The sequence below is a fragment of the Microbacterium thalli genome, from assembly GCF_028737325.1.
In the GTDB taxonomy this organism is placed as follows: Bacteria; Actinomycetota; Actinomycetes; order Actinomycetales; family Microbacteriaceae; genus Microbacterium; species Microbacterium thalli.
Map to the genome: position 1 here is coordinate 1,096,541 of NZ_JAQZCH010000001.1, position 15,383 is coordinate 1,111,923.

The following is a 15,383-nucleotide window of genomic DNA, read 5'->3' on the forward strand; positions in this document are numbered from 1 at the left end:
CGCCCCGGCGCCCGTCGGGGCGTTCCGTCGTGCGTGCGTCACGCCCGCCGGCATCCCGACGACCGAGGAGTTCCCATGTCCATCACCGATGAGCGCCCGACGGGCGACGCCGCCCCCGATCCCGCCGGCGACGCGGCCGGCGCGCCACCCCGCGAGCACCTTCCGCCGCGGCGGACGCGTCCGTGGCTCGTGCCGCTGCTGCTGCGCATCCACTTCTACGCCGGCATCCTCGTCGGACCGTTCATCCTCATCGCGGCCGTCAGCGGCGCGCTGTACGTGCTCACCCCGGCGGTCGAGCGCGTCGTCTACGCGCACGAGCTGCGCGCGCCCGTCTCGCAGACGTCGCTGTCACTCGGCGAACAGGTGCGCATCGCCGCGGGGCACATCGGAGACGCCGCCGCGCTCGTCGCGGTGCGGCCGGCGCCCGAGCCCGGCGATACGACGCGCGTGATGTTCGCACAGGAGGGCCTCGGCGCCAGCGAGACGCGCGCCGTGTTCATCGACCCGGGAACCGGTGAGATCCGCGGCGATCACACGGTCTACGGCACGAGCGGCGCGCTGCCGTTGCGCACATGGGTCGATCAGCTGCACCGCAGCCTCAACCTCGGTGAGCCGGGACGTCTGTACAGCGAACTGGCGGCGTCGTGGCTGGGCGTCGTGGTGCTCGCGGGGCTGGGGCTGTGGATCGCCCGACTGCGCACGACCCGCGCGAAGCGCGATCTGGTCCGGCCGCGCCGCGGCGCGACGGGGTACCGGCGTCTCTTCGGCTGGCACGCGTCGCTCGGTGTGTGGCTCGTGCTCGGCGCCGTGTTCTTATCGGCGTCCGGCATCACCTGGTCGACCTACGGCGGCGCGAACGTCTCGAGCCTGCGCGCAGCACTGTCGTGGCAGGCCCCGGCACTCGAGACCACGCTCGGCGGCAGCGCTGGCGCGGCGGACCCGCACGCCTATCACGGCGTCGTCACGGCCCCGAGTGCTGCGGTCGCACCCGAGACGTTCGACGCGGTGCTCGCGGTGGCGCGCACCGAGAACGTCGACGTCGGAGCCGTCGAGATCCGGCCGCCCTCGGCCGCCGGGCAGGCCTGGGTCGTGCAGGAGATCCAGCGCAGCTTCCCGACCCAGGTCGATGCGGTGTCGATCGACGGCGAGAGCCTCGCGGTCGTGGATCGCGTCGACTTCGCCGACTACCCCGTGATGGCGAAGCTGGCGCGCTGGGCTGTCGACCTCCACATGGGAACGATGTTCGGGCTCGTCAATCAGATCGTGCTGTTCGTCGTCGCCTCGGGCATCGCCGCGATGGTGGTGCTCGGGTACGCGATGTGGTGGAAGCGCCGACCGACGCGGGATGCCGCTCGGGGCGCAGGATCGGCGCCGGCCGAAGCACTGCCGCGTGCGCCGCTGTGGGGGATCGCCCTCGTCGTCGCGGTCGCCATCGGTATCGGGTTTCTCCTGCCGCTGCTCGGCATCACGCTCGCGCTCTTCGTGATCGGCGATGCCGTCGTGCAGGCCGTGCGCCTGCGCCCGCGCGATGCGGCGCCAGACGCTCGAACACGGTAGCATTGTGGTCAGACCACATCGGCGATGGGCTCGTTCTCGGTGAATTCCCAGAGTAAAGTCGTCGTCGAGTACTTCGGCCACGAACCCGGGGAACAGGAGATCACCATGGCGACCAGCCCCGCCGAGAAGATCGTCGACGCAGTCGGCGGTCCAGAGAACATCGAGAGTCTGACGCACTGCGCGACGCGACTGCGATTCCAACTGCGCGATTCTTCGAACGTCGATCAGTCGACCGTCGAAGCGATCCCCGGCGTCATGGGCGCCGTGCCGCAGGCCGGGAATCGCTATCAGGTCGTCATCGGCGGTGCCGTGCAGAACGTCTACAACGACATCAATGCGCTGCCCGCGATGAGCGGAGCCGGCGGCGGTGCAGTCGACGAGGACGACGTCGATTCGGTCAAGGCGCGCGAGCGCGCGAAGGGCCCGCGCGGCAAGGTCGCCTGGCTCGACTCGCTGTTCGAGTTCCTCTCCGACTCGTTCCGACCGATCCTCGGCGCGCTACTCGGCGCCTCGCTCTTCATCACCTTCATGGCGCTGATGGCGACGCTCGGTGTCATCCCCGCCTGGAACGCCCCCGGCGTGACGCTCGAGCCCTCGTGGCAGTTCGTCAACCTGATGTGGCAGTGCGTCTTCATCTTCCTGCCGCTGATGGTGGCGTACAACGCCGCGAAGAAGGTCGGAGCCGACCCGTGGGTCGGCTTCGCGATCATGGCCGTCGTGATGCTGCCGGGCTTCACCGGCCTCGCGGACCAGGAGGGCGCTCGCCAGCTGACCTTCCTCGGCTCAGACATCACCACGATCCCGGTGTTCGGTCTGCCGCTGACGATCTTCAGCTACGACTCGCAGGTGTTCCCGCCGCTGCTCATGGCGGGTGTGCTCGGCCTCCTCTGGAAGGGCCTGCGCAAGGTCATCCCGGAGAACGTCCAGCTGATCTTCGTCCCGTTCATCGCGATGCTGATCATGATCCCGCTCACCGCGTTCCTGATCGGCCCCATCGGCGTCTACGCCGGTGCCGCGCTGGCCAACCTGCTGAGCTCGATCAACGCGTTCTCGCCGTTCATCTTCGCGATCGTCATCCCGCTGGCCTACCCCTTCATGGTGCCCCTCGGCCTGCACTGGCCGATCAACGCGATCATGCTGCTGAACATCCAGACCCTCGGCTACGACTTCATCCAGGGCCCCATGGGCGCGTGGAACTTCGCGTGCTTCGGTGCGACCGCCGGTGTGCTCTGGATCGCGTGGCGCGCCCGTGACAAGCAGATGCGTCAGACCGCGACGGGCGCTCTGGCGGCCGGTCTGCTCGGTGGTATCTCCGAGCCGTCGCTGTACGGCATCCATCTTCGGTACAAGCGCATCTACCCGCGCATGCTGGTCGGCTGCCTCGTCGGCGGTCTCATCATCGGCATCGGCGGCGGCGTGACGACCCAGGCGTTCGTCTTCACCTCGCTGCTGACGATCCCGGCCTTCGACTCGGTGATCCTCTACGGCATCGCCGTGCTGTCGTCGTTCGTCGTGGCGATGGTGCTCGTCGTCATCAGCGACTACCGCACCCCCGAGCAGCGCGCCGAGTTCGAGGCTCAGCGCGACAAGGAGGAAGCGAAGCTGCAGGCTGCCGGCGCTCCGGCGGCGGCTGCCGCGTCCGCCGCTGCCGCAGGCTCGGCGACCGAGGCTCCCGCGGCGACGTCGCGTGGTACCGCGACCGCGACGCTCGAGAAGCCCGGCGCGACCGACGAGGTCTCCACGGCGATCGAGATCGCCTCGCCCCTCGACGGCACCGCGGTGGCGTTGTCGGAGGTCCCCGACCCCGTCTTCGGCGGCGGCGTCATGGGCCCCGGTGTCGCGATCGAGCCGACCGGAAACACCGTGGTCTCGCCCGGTGCCGGCACGGTCGCCGCGGCACAGCCCACCGGTCACGCGTTCGGGCTCCAGCTCGACAACGGCGTGGAACTGCTGATCCACGTCGGCATCGACACCGTCAACCTGAAGGGCGAGGGCTTCGAGGTCCACGTCAAGGCCGGAGACCGCGTCGAGCAGGGCACCCCGCTCGTGACCTTCGACCGCTCGGTCATCGAGAAGGCGGGCTACCCGCTGATCACCCCGGTGATCGTCCTGAACGGCGACGCGTTCGCGACGGTCGACCCCGTGGGTCTCGGTGCCACCACCGCGGGCTCGCCCCTGCTGGTCGTCGAGAAGTAACCCGCTGACGCCGACGCGCCGGCGCCCGCCCCCGGGGATCTCGGGGCGACGGGCCCGGCGCGTCGGCGTTTCCGTGCGCGCGGAGGCCGACCGCGTCAGTCGCGTCGGCGCAGCAGCAGGATGCCGTCCGTGCGGTGCGCCGGTTCGGCGTCGGCGGTCGCAGCGGTCGCGCGTTCGCGGACCTCCTCGAGTTCGACCTCCCACACCTGCGGGTCGGGCTCGAGCGCCGCACGCTCCTCGGCCGGGGTCGCGAACGGCGGGTGGTCGTGACCGGCGGGCGGGGTGCCCAGGTGCGAGACGACGAGCAGCCGGCCGCCGGGTGCGACGTGCCGCATCGCCGCCCGCAGCAGGGTGATCCGCGAGAACTCCGGGTCCCACGAGTGCAGGAAGCTCGTCGTGACCAGGTCGAACGTGCCGAGGTCGGCGTCGTCGATCTCGCCGGCGATGAAGGTTGCGTCGAGCCGCGCGTTCCGGGCGGCGTCGCGCGCGCGACCGATCGCCGTGGCCGAGAGGTCGACGCCCGTGACCGTCCACCCGCGGGCCGCGAGCCACAGCGCGTCGCCGCCCTCGCCGCATCCGAGGTCGAGGGCGGTTCCGGCGCGCAGGGCCCCGCGCGCCTCGAGCTCGGCGATGACGGCCGAGGTCGTCTCGTTGACATGCCCCGACCAGACGCGATCGGTCTCGGCGTACCGGGCCTCCCAGTCGGCGGCGTGACCGCGGCGACGTTCGACCGCGGCAGCGGCGTCGGCTGCGACGAGGGTGCCGTTCGCGGCGGCCCCGGCCATCGAACCGGCCCCCATCGACAGGGGGACGTTGCCCATCGGCGTGACGACGTTGCCCGCGGCGAACACGCGCGGGTGACTCGTCGCACCCGCCGCGTCGACGGCGATGAAGGAGCCGACCGGTCCCTCCGCCCGAGCCAGGGCAAGGTCGGCGAGGAAGTCGTCGTGGGGCTCGAGGGTGCCGCCGGTGAAAACGGCGTCGACCACGGTCCTCTCGCCGTCGGCGGTCACGACGGTCATCGCGGCATCGATCGCGGCGCCGTCGCCCGTGATCTCGACGACGGGCGCGGACACGATCCGGATACCGCGCGCGTGCAGGCGCTCGCGCACCTCGTCGGCCGGGTCGCCGAGGTTCGCCGTGAAGGCGACGACCTCGGGACTCCACTGCCGCACGAGCTCGATCTGGTGCAGGCTCAGCGGCGAGGTCGCGAGCACGCCGATGCGGCGGTCGCGCACCTCCCAGCCGTGGCAGTAGGGGCAGTGCAGCACCGTGCGTCCCCAGCGCTCGGCGAGGCCCGGGATCGGTGCCAGACGGTCCGTGACGCCGGTCGCCGCGATGAGTGCACGCGTGGTGATCCTCGCCCCGTCCGCGAGGAAGACCTCGAGGCCGCCGTCGACCTCGGCGACACGGTCGACGTGCGCCGTGCGGAACGCGATGCCGTACGCCTCGGCCTCCTCCCGCCCCCGACGACGCAGTTCGGCGGGCGAGACGCCGTCGAACCCGACGACGGCGTGCATGTGTTCGGCGAAGCGGTTGCGGGGGGTCTCGGAGTCGAGGACGAGCGTGCGGCGCCGGGCGCGCCCGAGCATCTGCGCGGCGCTCAGGCCCGCGGGCCCGGCTCCGACGATGACGACGTCTTGATCGAAGTTGTGCATGGAAACAGCATCCGTGTCGGCGTGCCGTTGTAGCAAACGGATTTGCGGAAATGGCAAGATGGAACCATGACAGGAATCGAGCAGATCGGCCCGCGCCTGCGTGTAGCGCGGCAGGAGCGCGGTCTCACCCTCGACGAGCTCGCGACGCGCGCCGGGATGTCGGCGAGCACGCTCTCGCGGCTCGAAGCAGGCAAGCGTCAGGCGAGCCTCGAGCTGCTGCTGCCCCTCACCCGGCAACTCGGCATCCGCATCGACGACCTCGTGCCGGACGAGAGCCCCGACCCGCGGGTGCGCCGACCGTCGGTGACGCGTCACGGACACATCGTGGCGCCGCTCACGCGCGAGAGCTCGCCCGTGCAGACCTACAAGGTGACCTTTCCACCGATGGATGCGGCACCCACCCCGCGGGTGCACGACGGATTCGAATGGTTCTACGTGCTGAGCGGGAGGGTGCGGCTGATCCTCGGTGAGCAGGAGCTCGAGCTCGGCGCGGGCGAGGCGGCGGAGTTCGACACCCGCGTGCCCCACTCCATCAGCGCCGTCGGCTCGCGCCCGGCCGAGCTCATCAGCATCTTCAACGCCGCGGGCGAGCGGATGCACACGCGCGTCGCCGCCGACTGATCCCTCCCGCCCGTCGACTCACCGGAAGGGCGGATGCCGGAGCTCCGACATCCGCCCTTCGTGGCGACTCGACGAGACCGGTCAGGCCCGGCGGTGAGCCTGGTAGTAGGCGAGGAGGGACCGCGTCGAGGCATCCTGTGCCGCGAGCGCGTCGTCGTCGCCCTCGATCGCCGGAGCGATCTGCAGCGCGAGCTGCTTGCCCAGCTCGACGCCCCACTGGTCGAAGGAGTTGATGCCCCAGATCGTGCCCTGCGTGAACGTGATGTGCTCGTACAGGGCGATCAGCTCGCCCAGCACCTGGGGGGTGAGCGCCGGAGCGAAGATCGACGTCGTGGGCCGGTTGCCGGGGAAGGTCCGCGCGGCGACGAGCGCCCCGGTGGTGCCCTCCGCCTCGACCTCGGCGGAGCTCTTGCCGAACGCGAGCGCCTTGGTCTGGGCGAGGAAGTTCGCCAGGAACAGGCCGTGCACGTCGCGGCCGCCGTCGGTGAGCGGGTAGGCCGGGTTGACGAAGGCGATGAAGTCGGCGGGGATCAGGCGCGTGCCCTGGTGGATGAGCTGGTAGAACGCGTGCTGGCCGTTCGTGCCGGGCTCGCCCCAGAAAACCTCGCCCGTGTCGGAGGTGACGGGGGTACCGTCCCAGCGCACGGACTTGCCGTTGGACTCCATCGTGAGCTGCTGCAGGTACGCCGCGAAGCGGTGCAGCTGCTGCGCGTAGGGGAGGACGGCGTGCGTCTGCGCGCCGAGGAAGTTGGTGTACCAGACGTTCAGCAGGCCCATGAGCACCGGCACGTTCTGCGCGAGCGGGGTCGACGCGACGTGCTCGTCGACGGCGTGGAAGCCCGCCAGCAGCTCGCGGAACGCGTCGGGTCCGAGCTCGATGGCCAGCGACAGGCCGATCGCGGAGTCGACCGAGTAGCGGCCCCCGACCCAGTCCCAGAAGCCGAACGCGTTCGCGGGGTCGATGCCGAACGCCTCGACCTTGTCGAGAGCCGTCGAGACGGCGACGAAGTGGTGCGCGACGGCATCCGTCTTCTTGGCCTCGCTGTCGTCGATCGCGCCGGCCGCCTGCAGGCCGGCCCACAGCCAGTCGCGTGCGAGGCGGGCGTTGGTGAGGGTCTCGAGCGTGGTGAAGGTCTTCGACGCGACGATGAACAGCGTCGTCTCGGGGTCGAGGTCGGTGGTCTTGTTCGCGATGTCGAACGGGTCGATGTTCGAGACGAACCGCGCCTGGATGCCGGCGGTGGCGTAGGGACGCAGCGCCTCCGAGATCATGACCGGCCCGAGGTCGGACCCGCCGATGCCGATGTTCACGACGTGGGTGACCTTCTTGCCGGTGACACCGGTCCATTCGCCGGAGCGCACGCGATCGGCGAAAGCCGACATCTTGTCGAGCACCTGCTGTACGTCGTCGTCGATCTGCTGGCCGTCGACCACGAGGGCCGGCGACGCGCCGGCCGGGCGGCGCAGTGCGGTGTGGAGCACGGCGCGGTCCTCGGTGGTGTTGATGTGCTCGCCGGCGAGCATCGCGGCGTAGCGCTCGGCGACGCCCGTCTGCTCGGCCAGGCGCACGAGGGCGGCGACGATCTCATCGGTGACGAGGTTCTTCGACAGATCGACGTGCAGGTCGGCCAGCGGCAGGCTGAGGCGCTCGACGCGACCGGGGTCGCTGTCGAACCAGCCGCGGAGGTCGGGGGTGAAGCCGTTCTTCAGCGACTCGAGGTCGGCCCAGGCGGCGGTGGAGGTGGCATCGATGGGAGCAGCGGTCACGCTCTCACGCTAGCCGCGGAGCCGTGTTCTCGTCCACGCGACGCGTCGGAGAAACCCGCGAGGGGTGCTCGGTCGGCGGACTCGGTCGACGCGTCCGCGATGTGCCCGTCGACGAGGCGGCAGACAGCGTCGACGGTGCCCAACTCGGCGAGGTCGTGCGTCACGACGATCACGGCGACGCCCGCGCGCGCCACGGTCGACAGAGCGGATGCCGCCGCCTCACGCGACGCCGCGTCGAGACCGCTCATCGGCTCGTCGAGCAGCAGCAGGTCGGCGTCCTGCGCGAGGGCCTGCGCCAGGTAGGCGCGCTGACGCTGCCCGCCCGAGAGCACGCCGAGCGGGCGGCGGGCGAGGGCGGTGAGGCCGACGGTCTCGATGGCCTCGGCGACGCGGGCGCGGTCGCTGCGGCGCAGCGGCAGGAAGGGCCCGCGCTCCCGCCACCGCCCCATCGTGACGAGGTCGGTGACGGTCAGCGGCAGTCGCGCGCCGTCGTTCGTCGACTGCGGCACGAGCCCGACGCGGGTGCCGGCGGGCCGTCGCACCGTCCCCGAGGTCGGGGCGAGCAGCCCGGCCGAGACGGCGAGCAGCGTCGACTTGCCCGAGCCGTTGGCGCCGACGACGGCGAGGATCTCGCCGCGGGCGGCATCCAGGTCCACGCCCCGCAACGCCTCATGCCCGTCGAACGAGACGCGGATGTCGTGCAGCTCGAGCACGCGCTGATGCGGGGTGACGGTCGGGGCGGAAGAAGGCATCCTCCGATTATTGCAAATGAAAACGGTTCTCAACATCATGTACAGTCGTCGATCGTGTCCCTCCTGCTCGATCCGTTCTCTGTCGCGTTCGTCCAGCGCGCCCTGCTCGGCGGCGCCCTCGTGGCGATCATCTGCGGCATCGTCGGCACATGGGTCGTCCTGCGCGGCATGGCGTTCCTCGGCGAGGCGATGGCGCACGGCATGCTCCCCGGCGTCGCGGTGGCGACCCTCACCGGCTTCCCGCCGATGGCCGGAGCGGCCCTGAGCGCGGCCGTCATGTCGGTCGGCGTGGGAGCGCTGCAACGACGCGGTCGGCTCTCGGCTGACACCAGCATCGGCCTGCTGTTCGTGGCGAGTCTGTCGCTCGGCGTCATCGTGATCTCCGCCTCGCGCAGCTTCGCCACCGACGCCTCCGCCATCCTCTTCGGCGAGATCCTCGCCATCGGCACAGGCGATCTCGCGGCTCTCGCCGTCGCCCTGGTCGTCACCGTCGTCGTCGCCACGCTCGGTCACCGGTCGTTCGTCGCGCTCACCGTCGACCCGCGGCAGGCCCAGCTGCTCGGCCTGCGGCCGCGGGCGGCCCATTTCGTCCTGGTCGCGCTCGTGACCCTCGCCGTCGTCTCGGCCTATCAGGCCGTCGGATCGCTCCTGGTGGTGGGGATGCTGCTCGGCCCCGCCGTCGCCGCCGGCAGGTGGACCCGCCGCATCGTGCCCACGATGGCGCTCGCCGCCGTGATCGGCACCGTGTCGGTCGCCGTCGGGCTGCTGCTGTCGTGGCATCTCGCGACCGCCGCCGGCGCGACCGTCGCCTTCACCGCGATCTGCTCGGGCGCCGTCTCGACCGGCCTGCATGCGTTCGTCGCGGCCGTGCGCCGCCGCGTCGCCCCCGTCTCCGTCATCCCGAACACCCCGGAAAGGACCGCATGACCCCCCGTGCCCCTCTCGCCCTCATCGCCGCAACCGCCGGTGCCCTGCTGCTGGCCGGATGCCAGGCCACCCCGTCCGGCGACGCCGCGCCCGAGCCCGACGCGACGGCGCTCGGTGACGGACACGGAGCGATCGCCGGTGCCCGCGAGCTGGCCGAGCCCGCCCTGCACCTGACGAGCATCGCCGCGGACGGCACCGTCCACCACCTCGACCTGATCGATGAGGATTCCGAGACGCTCGGCGAGATCGCCCCGGCCGACACCCTCGACAGCGAGGGGCGGTTCCTCCTCGCCGGTCGCGCCGGCGAGGTGTCGATCGTCGACAGCGGTGTGTGGACGTGGAACCACATCGACCACTTCCACTACTACGAGGCGCCCGCGCGCCTGCTCGGCGAACTCACCGGCCCCGGTACGCCGCGCACGGTGACGAGCGACCTCGGTGCCGGCGTGTACTTCGACGGCGGAGAGAGCGGCGGTGAGGCCGTGCTGCTCGACTTCGAGGCGTTGAAGCAGGGCGAGATCGTCGAAAGCTTCCGGCTCGACCTCGACGCGCCGGGCGCGTTCGTCGTCCCGGTGCCGCGGGGTGCGCTCATCGCCGACCCGACCGCCGGCGAGCTGCGCTACGTCGACACTGCGGGCGACGAGCAGCAGACGGTGCCCTGCGCGGAGCCGTCCGGATCGATCGCGACGAACGTGGGCGTGGTCGTCGGTTGTGCCGACGGCGCTGTGCTCGCCGTCAGCGACGCCGAGGGCACCGCGTTCGAGCGCATCGCCTACCCGGCCGGCGCGCCGGCGCGCGCGCTGACGTTCTCCGCTCGCGAGGGTCGTCCGACCGTCGCCGGACGCACCGACGGGTCGCACTTCTGGCTGCTCGATACCCGCAACCGCACGTGGACGGTCCACGACGCCGGCGAACCGATCGTCCGCGTCACGGCGGTCGACGACGCCGACGAGACCGTCGTGGCGCTCGCCGCCGACGGCTCCATCCTCGTCCTCTCGGGCGCCACCGGCGACGTCATCGCCCGCAGCGCCCCTCTCGTGGCGGCCTCGCTCGCCGACCCGGCCCTCGCCGACGGCGTCGACCTGGTCGCCGACCAGCGCCGCACCTACCTCAACGGCCCGGCCGAGCGGACGCTGTTCGAGCTCGATCCCGCCGACGGCGCACGGGTGGCCCGCACCTTCACGACCGAGCACGCGCCGGTTCTGTTCACGGAGACGGGCCGATGAGGCGCGCAGCATCCGCCGTCGCCGTCCTCGTCGCGGGCGTGCTGTCGCTCGCCGCGTGCGGCGGTCCCGGCGATGACCGACCGACCGTCGTGGTGACGACGAACATCCTCGGCGACATCGTCGAGACGCTCGCGGGGGACGAGCTCGAGGTCGTCACCTTCATGCCCCGTGACGCCGATCCGCACTCGTTCGAGCTGTCGGCGCGGGATGCCGCCACGATGCGCGCCGCCGACCTCGTGGTCTCGAACGGGCTCGGCCTCGAAGAGGGGGTGCAGCACCACGTCGACGCATCCGCCTCGGACGGCGTCGCCCAGTTCGTCGCCGGCGACCACGTCGAGGAGCTCGGATACCTCGACTCCGACGCCGTCGATCCGCACTTCTGGACCGACCCCACGCAGACCGTGCGGGTCGTCGAGGCGCTCGCGCCCGTCCTCGCGGAGCTCGCCGGTGACGACGCGGGCGCGGTGACGGATGCCGCGACCGCCTATCTCGACGAGCTCGCCGCCGTCGATGCGGAGTTCACCGCCGGACTGGGGGCGATCCCCGCCGAGCATCGCGCGCTCGTGACGAACCATCACGTGTTCGGCTACCTGGCGCGTCGGTACGACGTCCGCATCCTCGGCGCCGCGGTCCCCGGCGGCACGACACTCGCCGCGCCCAGCGCCTCGGACCTGCAGGAGCTCGTCGACGCGATCGACGCGGCGGGCGTGCGGACGATCTTCGCTGACTCGTCGCAGCCCGACCGGCTCATGCGCGTCCTCGCCGACGAGGCGGGACGCGACGTGGACGTGGTCCCGCTGCTCACCGAATCCCTCGCTCCCGCCGGCCAGCCCGGCGACACCTACCTCGACATGATGCGCGAGAACCTGCAACGCATCTCCGACGGCCTCACCCGATGAGGCGATTCCCTGGAAAGGAACAACACCCCATGAAGAGAACCCTGCAGATCGGTGCCCTCGTCGGCGCCGCAGCCCTGGTGCTGGCGGGATGCTCGTCGTCGCCCGCGCCGGCATCGAGCCCGTCCGCGGAGGCCGCCACGGCCGCCGACGGCCCCCGTGTCGCGCTCGGCTACGAGGGCGGCGTGCTCGTGCTCGGCGGCGAAGAGCTCGACGTCCTCGGCGACTTCCCGTCCGAGGACTTCATCCGCCTGAACTCTGCCGGTGACGGCCGCCACGTGATGGTGACGACGTCGGAGGGCTTCCAGCTCCTCGACGTCCAGAAGCCCGAGCTGACGGACCTGCTCGTGCCTGCCGCGACGGCCGGTCACGTCGTCGTCCACGGCGGCACGACGGTGCTCTACGACGACGCGACGAGCGACACGACGATCTTCGAGACGGCCGAACTTGCCGCCCTCGACGGCTCGCTGCCCGACGCGGAGGTGCTGCCGGGCGTCGAGGCGCACCACGGGGTCTCGGTCGAGCTCGAGGACGGCACGCTGCTGACCACGGTCGGCGGCGAGAGCGGGCGCACCGGCATCCGCGTCCTCGATGCCGAACGCAACGAGGTCGCCGCCAACGCCGAGTGCCCCGGGGTGCACGGTGAAGGCACCGCCGAGGGTGAGCGCGTCGTCTTCGGCTGCGAGAACGGCGTCCTCATCTACGCCGACGGCGAGATCACCAAGGTGAGCTCGCCCGACGCCTACGGACGCATCGGCAACGCCTACGTCGCCGAGAACAGCCCGCTCGTCGTGATGGACTACAAGGACGACCCCGACGCCGAGGGCTACCTGCTGCGCAACATCGCCCTCGTCGACACCGAGGCCGAGACCCTGACGAAAGTCGCGCTGCCCGAGGGCGTGGAGTACACGTTCCGGGGCGTCGCGCGCGGCCCCGCCGGCGAAGCCGTGCTCATCGGCACCGACGGTTCGCTGCACTGGATCGACCCCGCCACCGGTGAGGTCACGAAGTCGCTGCCCGTCATCGACGCGTGGGAGGGTCCGGCCGAGTGGCAGGCGCCGCACCCCGCCGTCAAGGTCGCGGGCGACATCGCGTATGTGACCGACCCGGCCAACAGTGCGCTCGTCGCCGTCGACCTGGCCGCGGGCGAGGTCGTGCAGACCGTCGAGCTGCCGCAGGTCCCGAACGAGATCGCCGCGGTCTCCTGATCGCCGGAGGCCGCCGCATCCGTGCTCATGATCCCCAGGAACGGGGATGACGGGCCGGATGCGGCGGCCTCGCCGTTTCCGCCGGTCGCGCCCTCGCATCGCCGGCGTCGGAGCCGGCGGATAGCCTGATGCCGTGCCGGCCGTCACGACCCCCCAGCGGACGTACCGCTATCTGCGGCTGACCCTCGCCGGCGCCCCGGTCGCCCTGCTGCTGGCGGTCGTGTTCGCGATGCCGGACGCCGGGGTGCTGCCCACGGTCAGCCACTACTTCTACACCCCCGCCCGCACGGTCTTCTCGGCCGCGCTGATCGCCGCCGCGGCCTGTCTCCTCGCCCTCTCGGGCCGCGGCCCCGCGCGTGTGCTGCTCGACCTCGCCGCCCTGCTCGCGCCGCTCGTCGCGATCGTTCCGACCCCGGTCGAGCCGGGCGAGGTCCCGGGTCTTGCCGTCGACTGCGCCGCGCCGTGCGTGCCGTCGCCCGTCGCCGACGACCTCGGCAACGCCCTGCTCACCTATCTCGTCGTCGCCGCGCTCGTCGTCGTCACCGGGGTGATCCTCGGGCTGCGCGGCGACGTGGCGCTGCGCGCCGCGGCCCCGACGCTCGCCACCGCGATCGCGGTGATCGTCGCGGTCTCCTCGCTGTGGGCACTGGCTCCCGCCGTCCTCTTCGCCTCGGTGCACCTGGTCGCGGCCGTCGCCTTCTTCGCGCTGATCGCGGCGGTCGCCCTGGTCGAGGCGGTGCGCCCCGACCCGGAGCATCCGCCGCGACCGTCGCTGCGTCGCGCCTACCTCGTCATCGCCGTGGTCCTTCCCGTCGACCTGATCGCGACGCTCGCGCTCGGCACGGTCGCCGAGGCGCCGGTCGTGTTCATCGGCGAGGTGGTCGCTCTGCTGCTGTTCGTCGCGTTCTGGCTGCTGCAGACGGTGCAGAAGTGGTCGTCGCCCGATCCGTCGCTGCGAGGCTGAGGGCGGTCCCGACCGGTCTTCTGCGTGTCGGCGTCGGGGTCTACTCTTCGCTGCATGACCGGTGAACCGCTCAGCGCGACGGAGCGATCGCGCATGCGTGCCTTCTTCCAGGTGCTCGGCAACACCCTCGTGGCGAACGTGACCTCGAGCTTCCTGTGGTTCGCCCTGACATTCTGGGCCTATCTCGAGACCGAGAACGTGCTCGCGACCTCGATCATCGGCGGCTCCTACATGCTGTTGGTCGCCGTCTTCGGCGTCGTGTTCGGCGCGCTCGTCGACCACATGAAGAAGAAGGCGGTGATGGTGCTCTCGAGCGTCATCACGCTCGCGACGTACCTGGGGGCGGGCGCGGTGTACCTGGCGTTCCCCGAGTCGCAGCTGATCGATTGGGGCCGGCCCTGGTTCTGGTGCTTCGCCGGGCTCATCCTCGTCGGCGGTGTCGTCGAGAACCTCCGCAACATCGCGCTCTCGACGACCGTCACCCTGCTCGTCCCGAGCGACCGTCGTGACCGGGCGAACGGACTCGTCGGCACCGTGCAGGGCGTGGCGTTCATGGTGACGAGCGTGTTCTCCGGCCTTTCCGTCGGACTGCTGGGCATGGGATGGACCGTGGTCATCGCCGTCGCCGCGACGGCGGTCGCCCTGACCCACCTGCTGTTCGTGACCATTCCCGAGCGCGGGGTCGTGCCGGCGGGCGAGACGGCGACGCCCGCGCTGACCTTCCGCGGCGCCATCCCCGCCGTCCGGCGGGTGCCCGGTCTTCTCGCCCTCATCCTGTTCACCACCATCAACAACCTCGTGGGCGGGGTGTTCATGGCGCTCATGGACCCCTACGGGCTGACGCTCTTCAGCGTCGAGATCTGGGGCGTCGTCTTGGCGGTCACCGGGACCGGCTTCATCGTCGGCGGCGCGCTCGTCGCGGCCCGCGGTCTCGGCCGCAATCCGGTGCGCACGCTGCTGCTGGTCAACGTCGGTGTCGCGGTGCTCGGCATGACCTTCGCGATCCGCGAGTGGTGGTGGCTCTATGCGCTCGGGATCTTCGTCTTCATGATGATCATGCCGATCGCCGAAGCGGCCGAGCAGACCATCATCCAGCGCGTGGTGCCCTTCCACACGCAGGGACGCGTGTTCGGATTCGCGGCGTCGGTCGAGTCCGCGGCATCGCCGATCTCGGCGTACTTGATCGGCCCCATCGCGCAGTTCGGCCTCATCCCGTTCATGCGCACCGACGCCGGCGAGCGGAGTTTCGGCTGGCTGCTCGGCGGGGGAGAGGCCCGCGGCATCGCCCTCGCGTTCGTCGCGGCGAGCGCCGTGCTGCTGGTGCTGGTGCTCGTCGCGTTCGCGTCACCGCAGTACCGCCGCCTCTCCCGTGCCTATGCGGAGGCGACCCCGCCCGAGCCGGAGGGCGACGATCACGATGGGCCCCGGCAGACGCGAGAAGGGCCGGCCGACTCAGAATCGTCGACCGGCCCTGTCATCCCTTGCACCAGAGATCACACCGCGCAGTTGGGGGGAACTGCGTGAAACGAAGTTATAACGGACAGATAACGCGCCGCAATCGGAACGGGCTTCTCATCGGACCCGCATAGGGATCTTCCAGCATCAGCCCGA

General features: G+C 71.2%; 12 protein-coding genes. 9 read left to right on the forward strand and 3 right to left on the reverse strand.

The genetic code is table 11. The annotated features are described in order from the left end of the window. Positions 1-75 precede the first annotated feature (75 nt). On the forward strand, positions 76-1,557 hold the full coding sequence (locus PUW82_RS05345) for a PepSY-associated TM helix domain-containing protein (protein ID WP_274221256.1): 1,482 nt from the start codon (positions 76-78) through the stop codon (positions 1,555-1,557). A gap of 105 nt (positions 1,558-1,662) precedes the next feature. Beyond that, positions 1,663-3,753: a glucose PTS transporter subunit IIA gene (locus PUW82_RS05350; protein WP_274221257.1), complete on the forward strand. Its 2,091-nt coding sequence runs from the start codon at positions 1,663-1,665 to the stop codon at positions 3,751-3,753. Between the two features lie 95 nt (positions 3,754-3,848). Here PUW82_RS05350 and PUW82_RS05355 read toward each other — a convergent pair whose 3' ends face one another. Further along, complete coding sequence (locus tag PUW82_RS05355) at positions 3,849-5,411, reverse strand: FAD-dependent oxidoreductase (RefSeq protein WP_274221258.1); 1,563 nt, start codon at positions 5,409-5,411, stop codon at positions 3,849-3,851. A 66-nt stretch (positions 5,412-5,477) separates the two neighbouring features. Between PUW82_RS05355 and PUW82_RS05360 the strand changes: the two genes are divergently transcribed. Further along, positions 5,478-6,032, forward strand: a complete 555-nt coding sequence (locus PUW82_RS05360; protein WP_274221259.1) for a helix-turn-helix domain-containing protein — start codon at positions 5,478-5,480, stop codon at positions 6,030-6,032. An 81-nt stretch (positions 6,033-6,113) separates the two neighbouring features. Here the strand turns inward: PUW82_RS05360 and pgi are convergent, their stop codons facing one another. Beyond that, positions 6,114-7,799: a glucose-6-phosphate isomerase gene (gene pgi / locus PUW82_RS05365; RefSeq protein ID WP_274221260.1), complete on the reverse strand. Its 1,686-nt coding sequence runs from the start codon at positions 7,797-7,799 to the stop codon at positions 6,114-6,116. Next, complete coding sequence (gene aztA / locus PUW82_RS05370) at positions 7,796-8,551, reverse strand: zinc ABC transporter ATP-binding protein AztA (RefSeq protein WP_274221261.1); 756 nt, start codon at positions 8,549-8,551, stop codon at positions 7,796-7,798. Before aztA ends, pgi begins: the two co-directional genes overlap by 4 nt. Positions 8,552-8,605: 54 nt before the next feature. Here aztA and aztB point away from each other — a divergent pair, with 54 nt between their 5' ends. The 6 genes from aztB to PUW82_RS05400 all read left to right on the forward strand — a co-directional run bounded on the left by aztB (position 8,606) and on the right by PUW82_RS05400 (position 15,296). Next, positions 8,606-9,478, forward strand: a complete 873-nt coding sequence (gene aztB / locus PUW82_RS05375; protein WP_274221262.1) for a zinc ABC transporter permease AztB — start codon at positions 8,606-8,608, stop codon at positions 9,476-9,478. Continuing rightward, a complete protein-coding gene (locus PUW82_RS05380; RefSeq protein WP_274221263.1) occupies positions 9,475-10,704 on the forward strand; it encodes a hypothetical protein in 1,230 nt (409 codons plus the stop codon). The genes aztB and PUW82_RS05380 overlap by 4 nt, the downstream gene beginning before the upstream one ends. Continuing rightward, complete coding sequence (locus tag PUW82_RS05385) at positions 10,701-11,603, forward strand: metal ABC transporter substrate-binding protein (protein ID WP_274221264.1); 903 nt, start codon at positions 10,701-10,703, stop codon at positions 11,601-11,603. The genes PUW82_RS05380 and PUW82_RS05385 overlap by 4 nt, the downstream gene beginning before the upstream one ends. A gap of 29 nt (positions 11,604-11,632) precedes the next feature. Beyond that, positions 11,633-12,808 (forward strand): zinc metallochaperone AztD, encoded by a 1,176-nt coding sequence (aztD, locus tag PUW82_RS05390; protein WP_274221265.1) that lies wholly within the window; start codon positions 11,633-11,635, stop codon positions 12,806-12,808. Between the two features lie 133 nt (positions 12,809-12,941). Beyond that, a complete protein-coding gene (locus tag PUW82_RS05395) occupies positions 12,942-13,772 on the forward strand; it encodes a hypothetical protein (RefSeq protein WP_274221266.1) in 831 nt (276 codons plus the stop codon). Positions 13,773-13,826: 54 nt separating this feature from the next. After that, on the forward strand, positions 13,827-15,296 hold the full coding sequence (locus PUW82_RS05400; RefSeq protein ID WP_274221267.1) for an MFS transporter: 1,470 nt from the start codon (positions 13,827-13,829) through the stop codon (positions 15,294-15,296). Positions 15,297-15,383 lie beyond the last annotated feature (87 nt).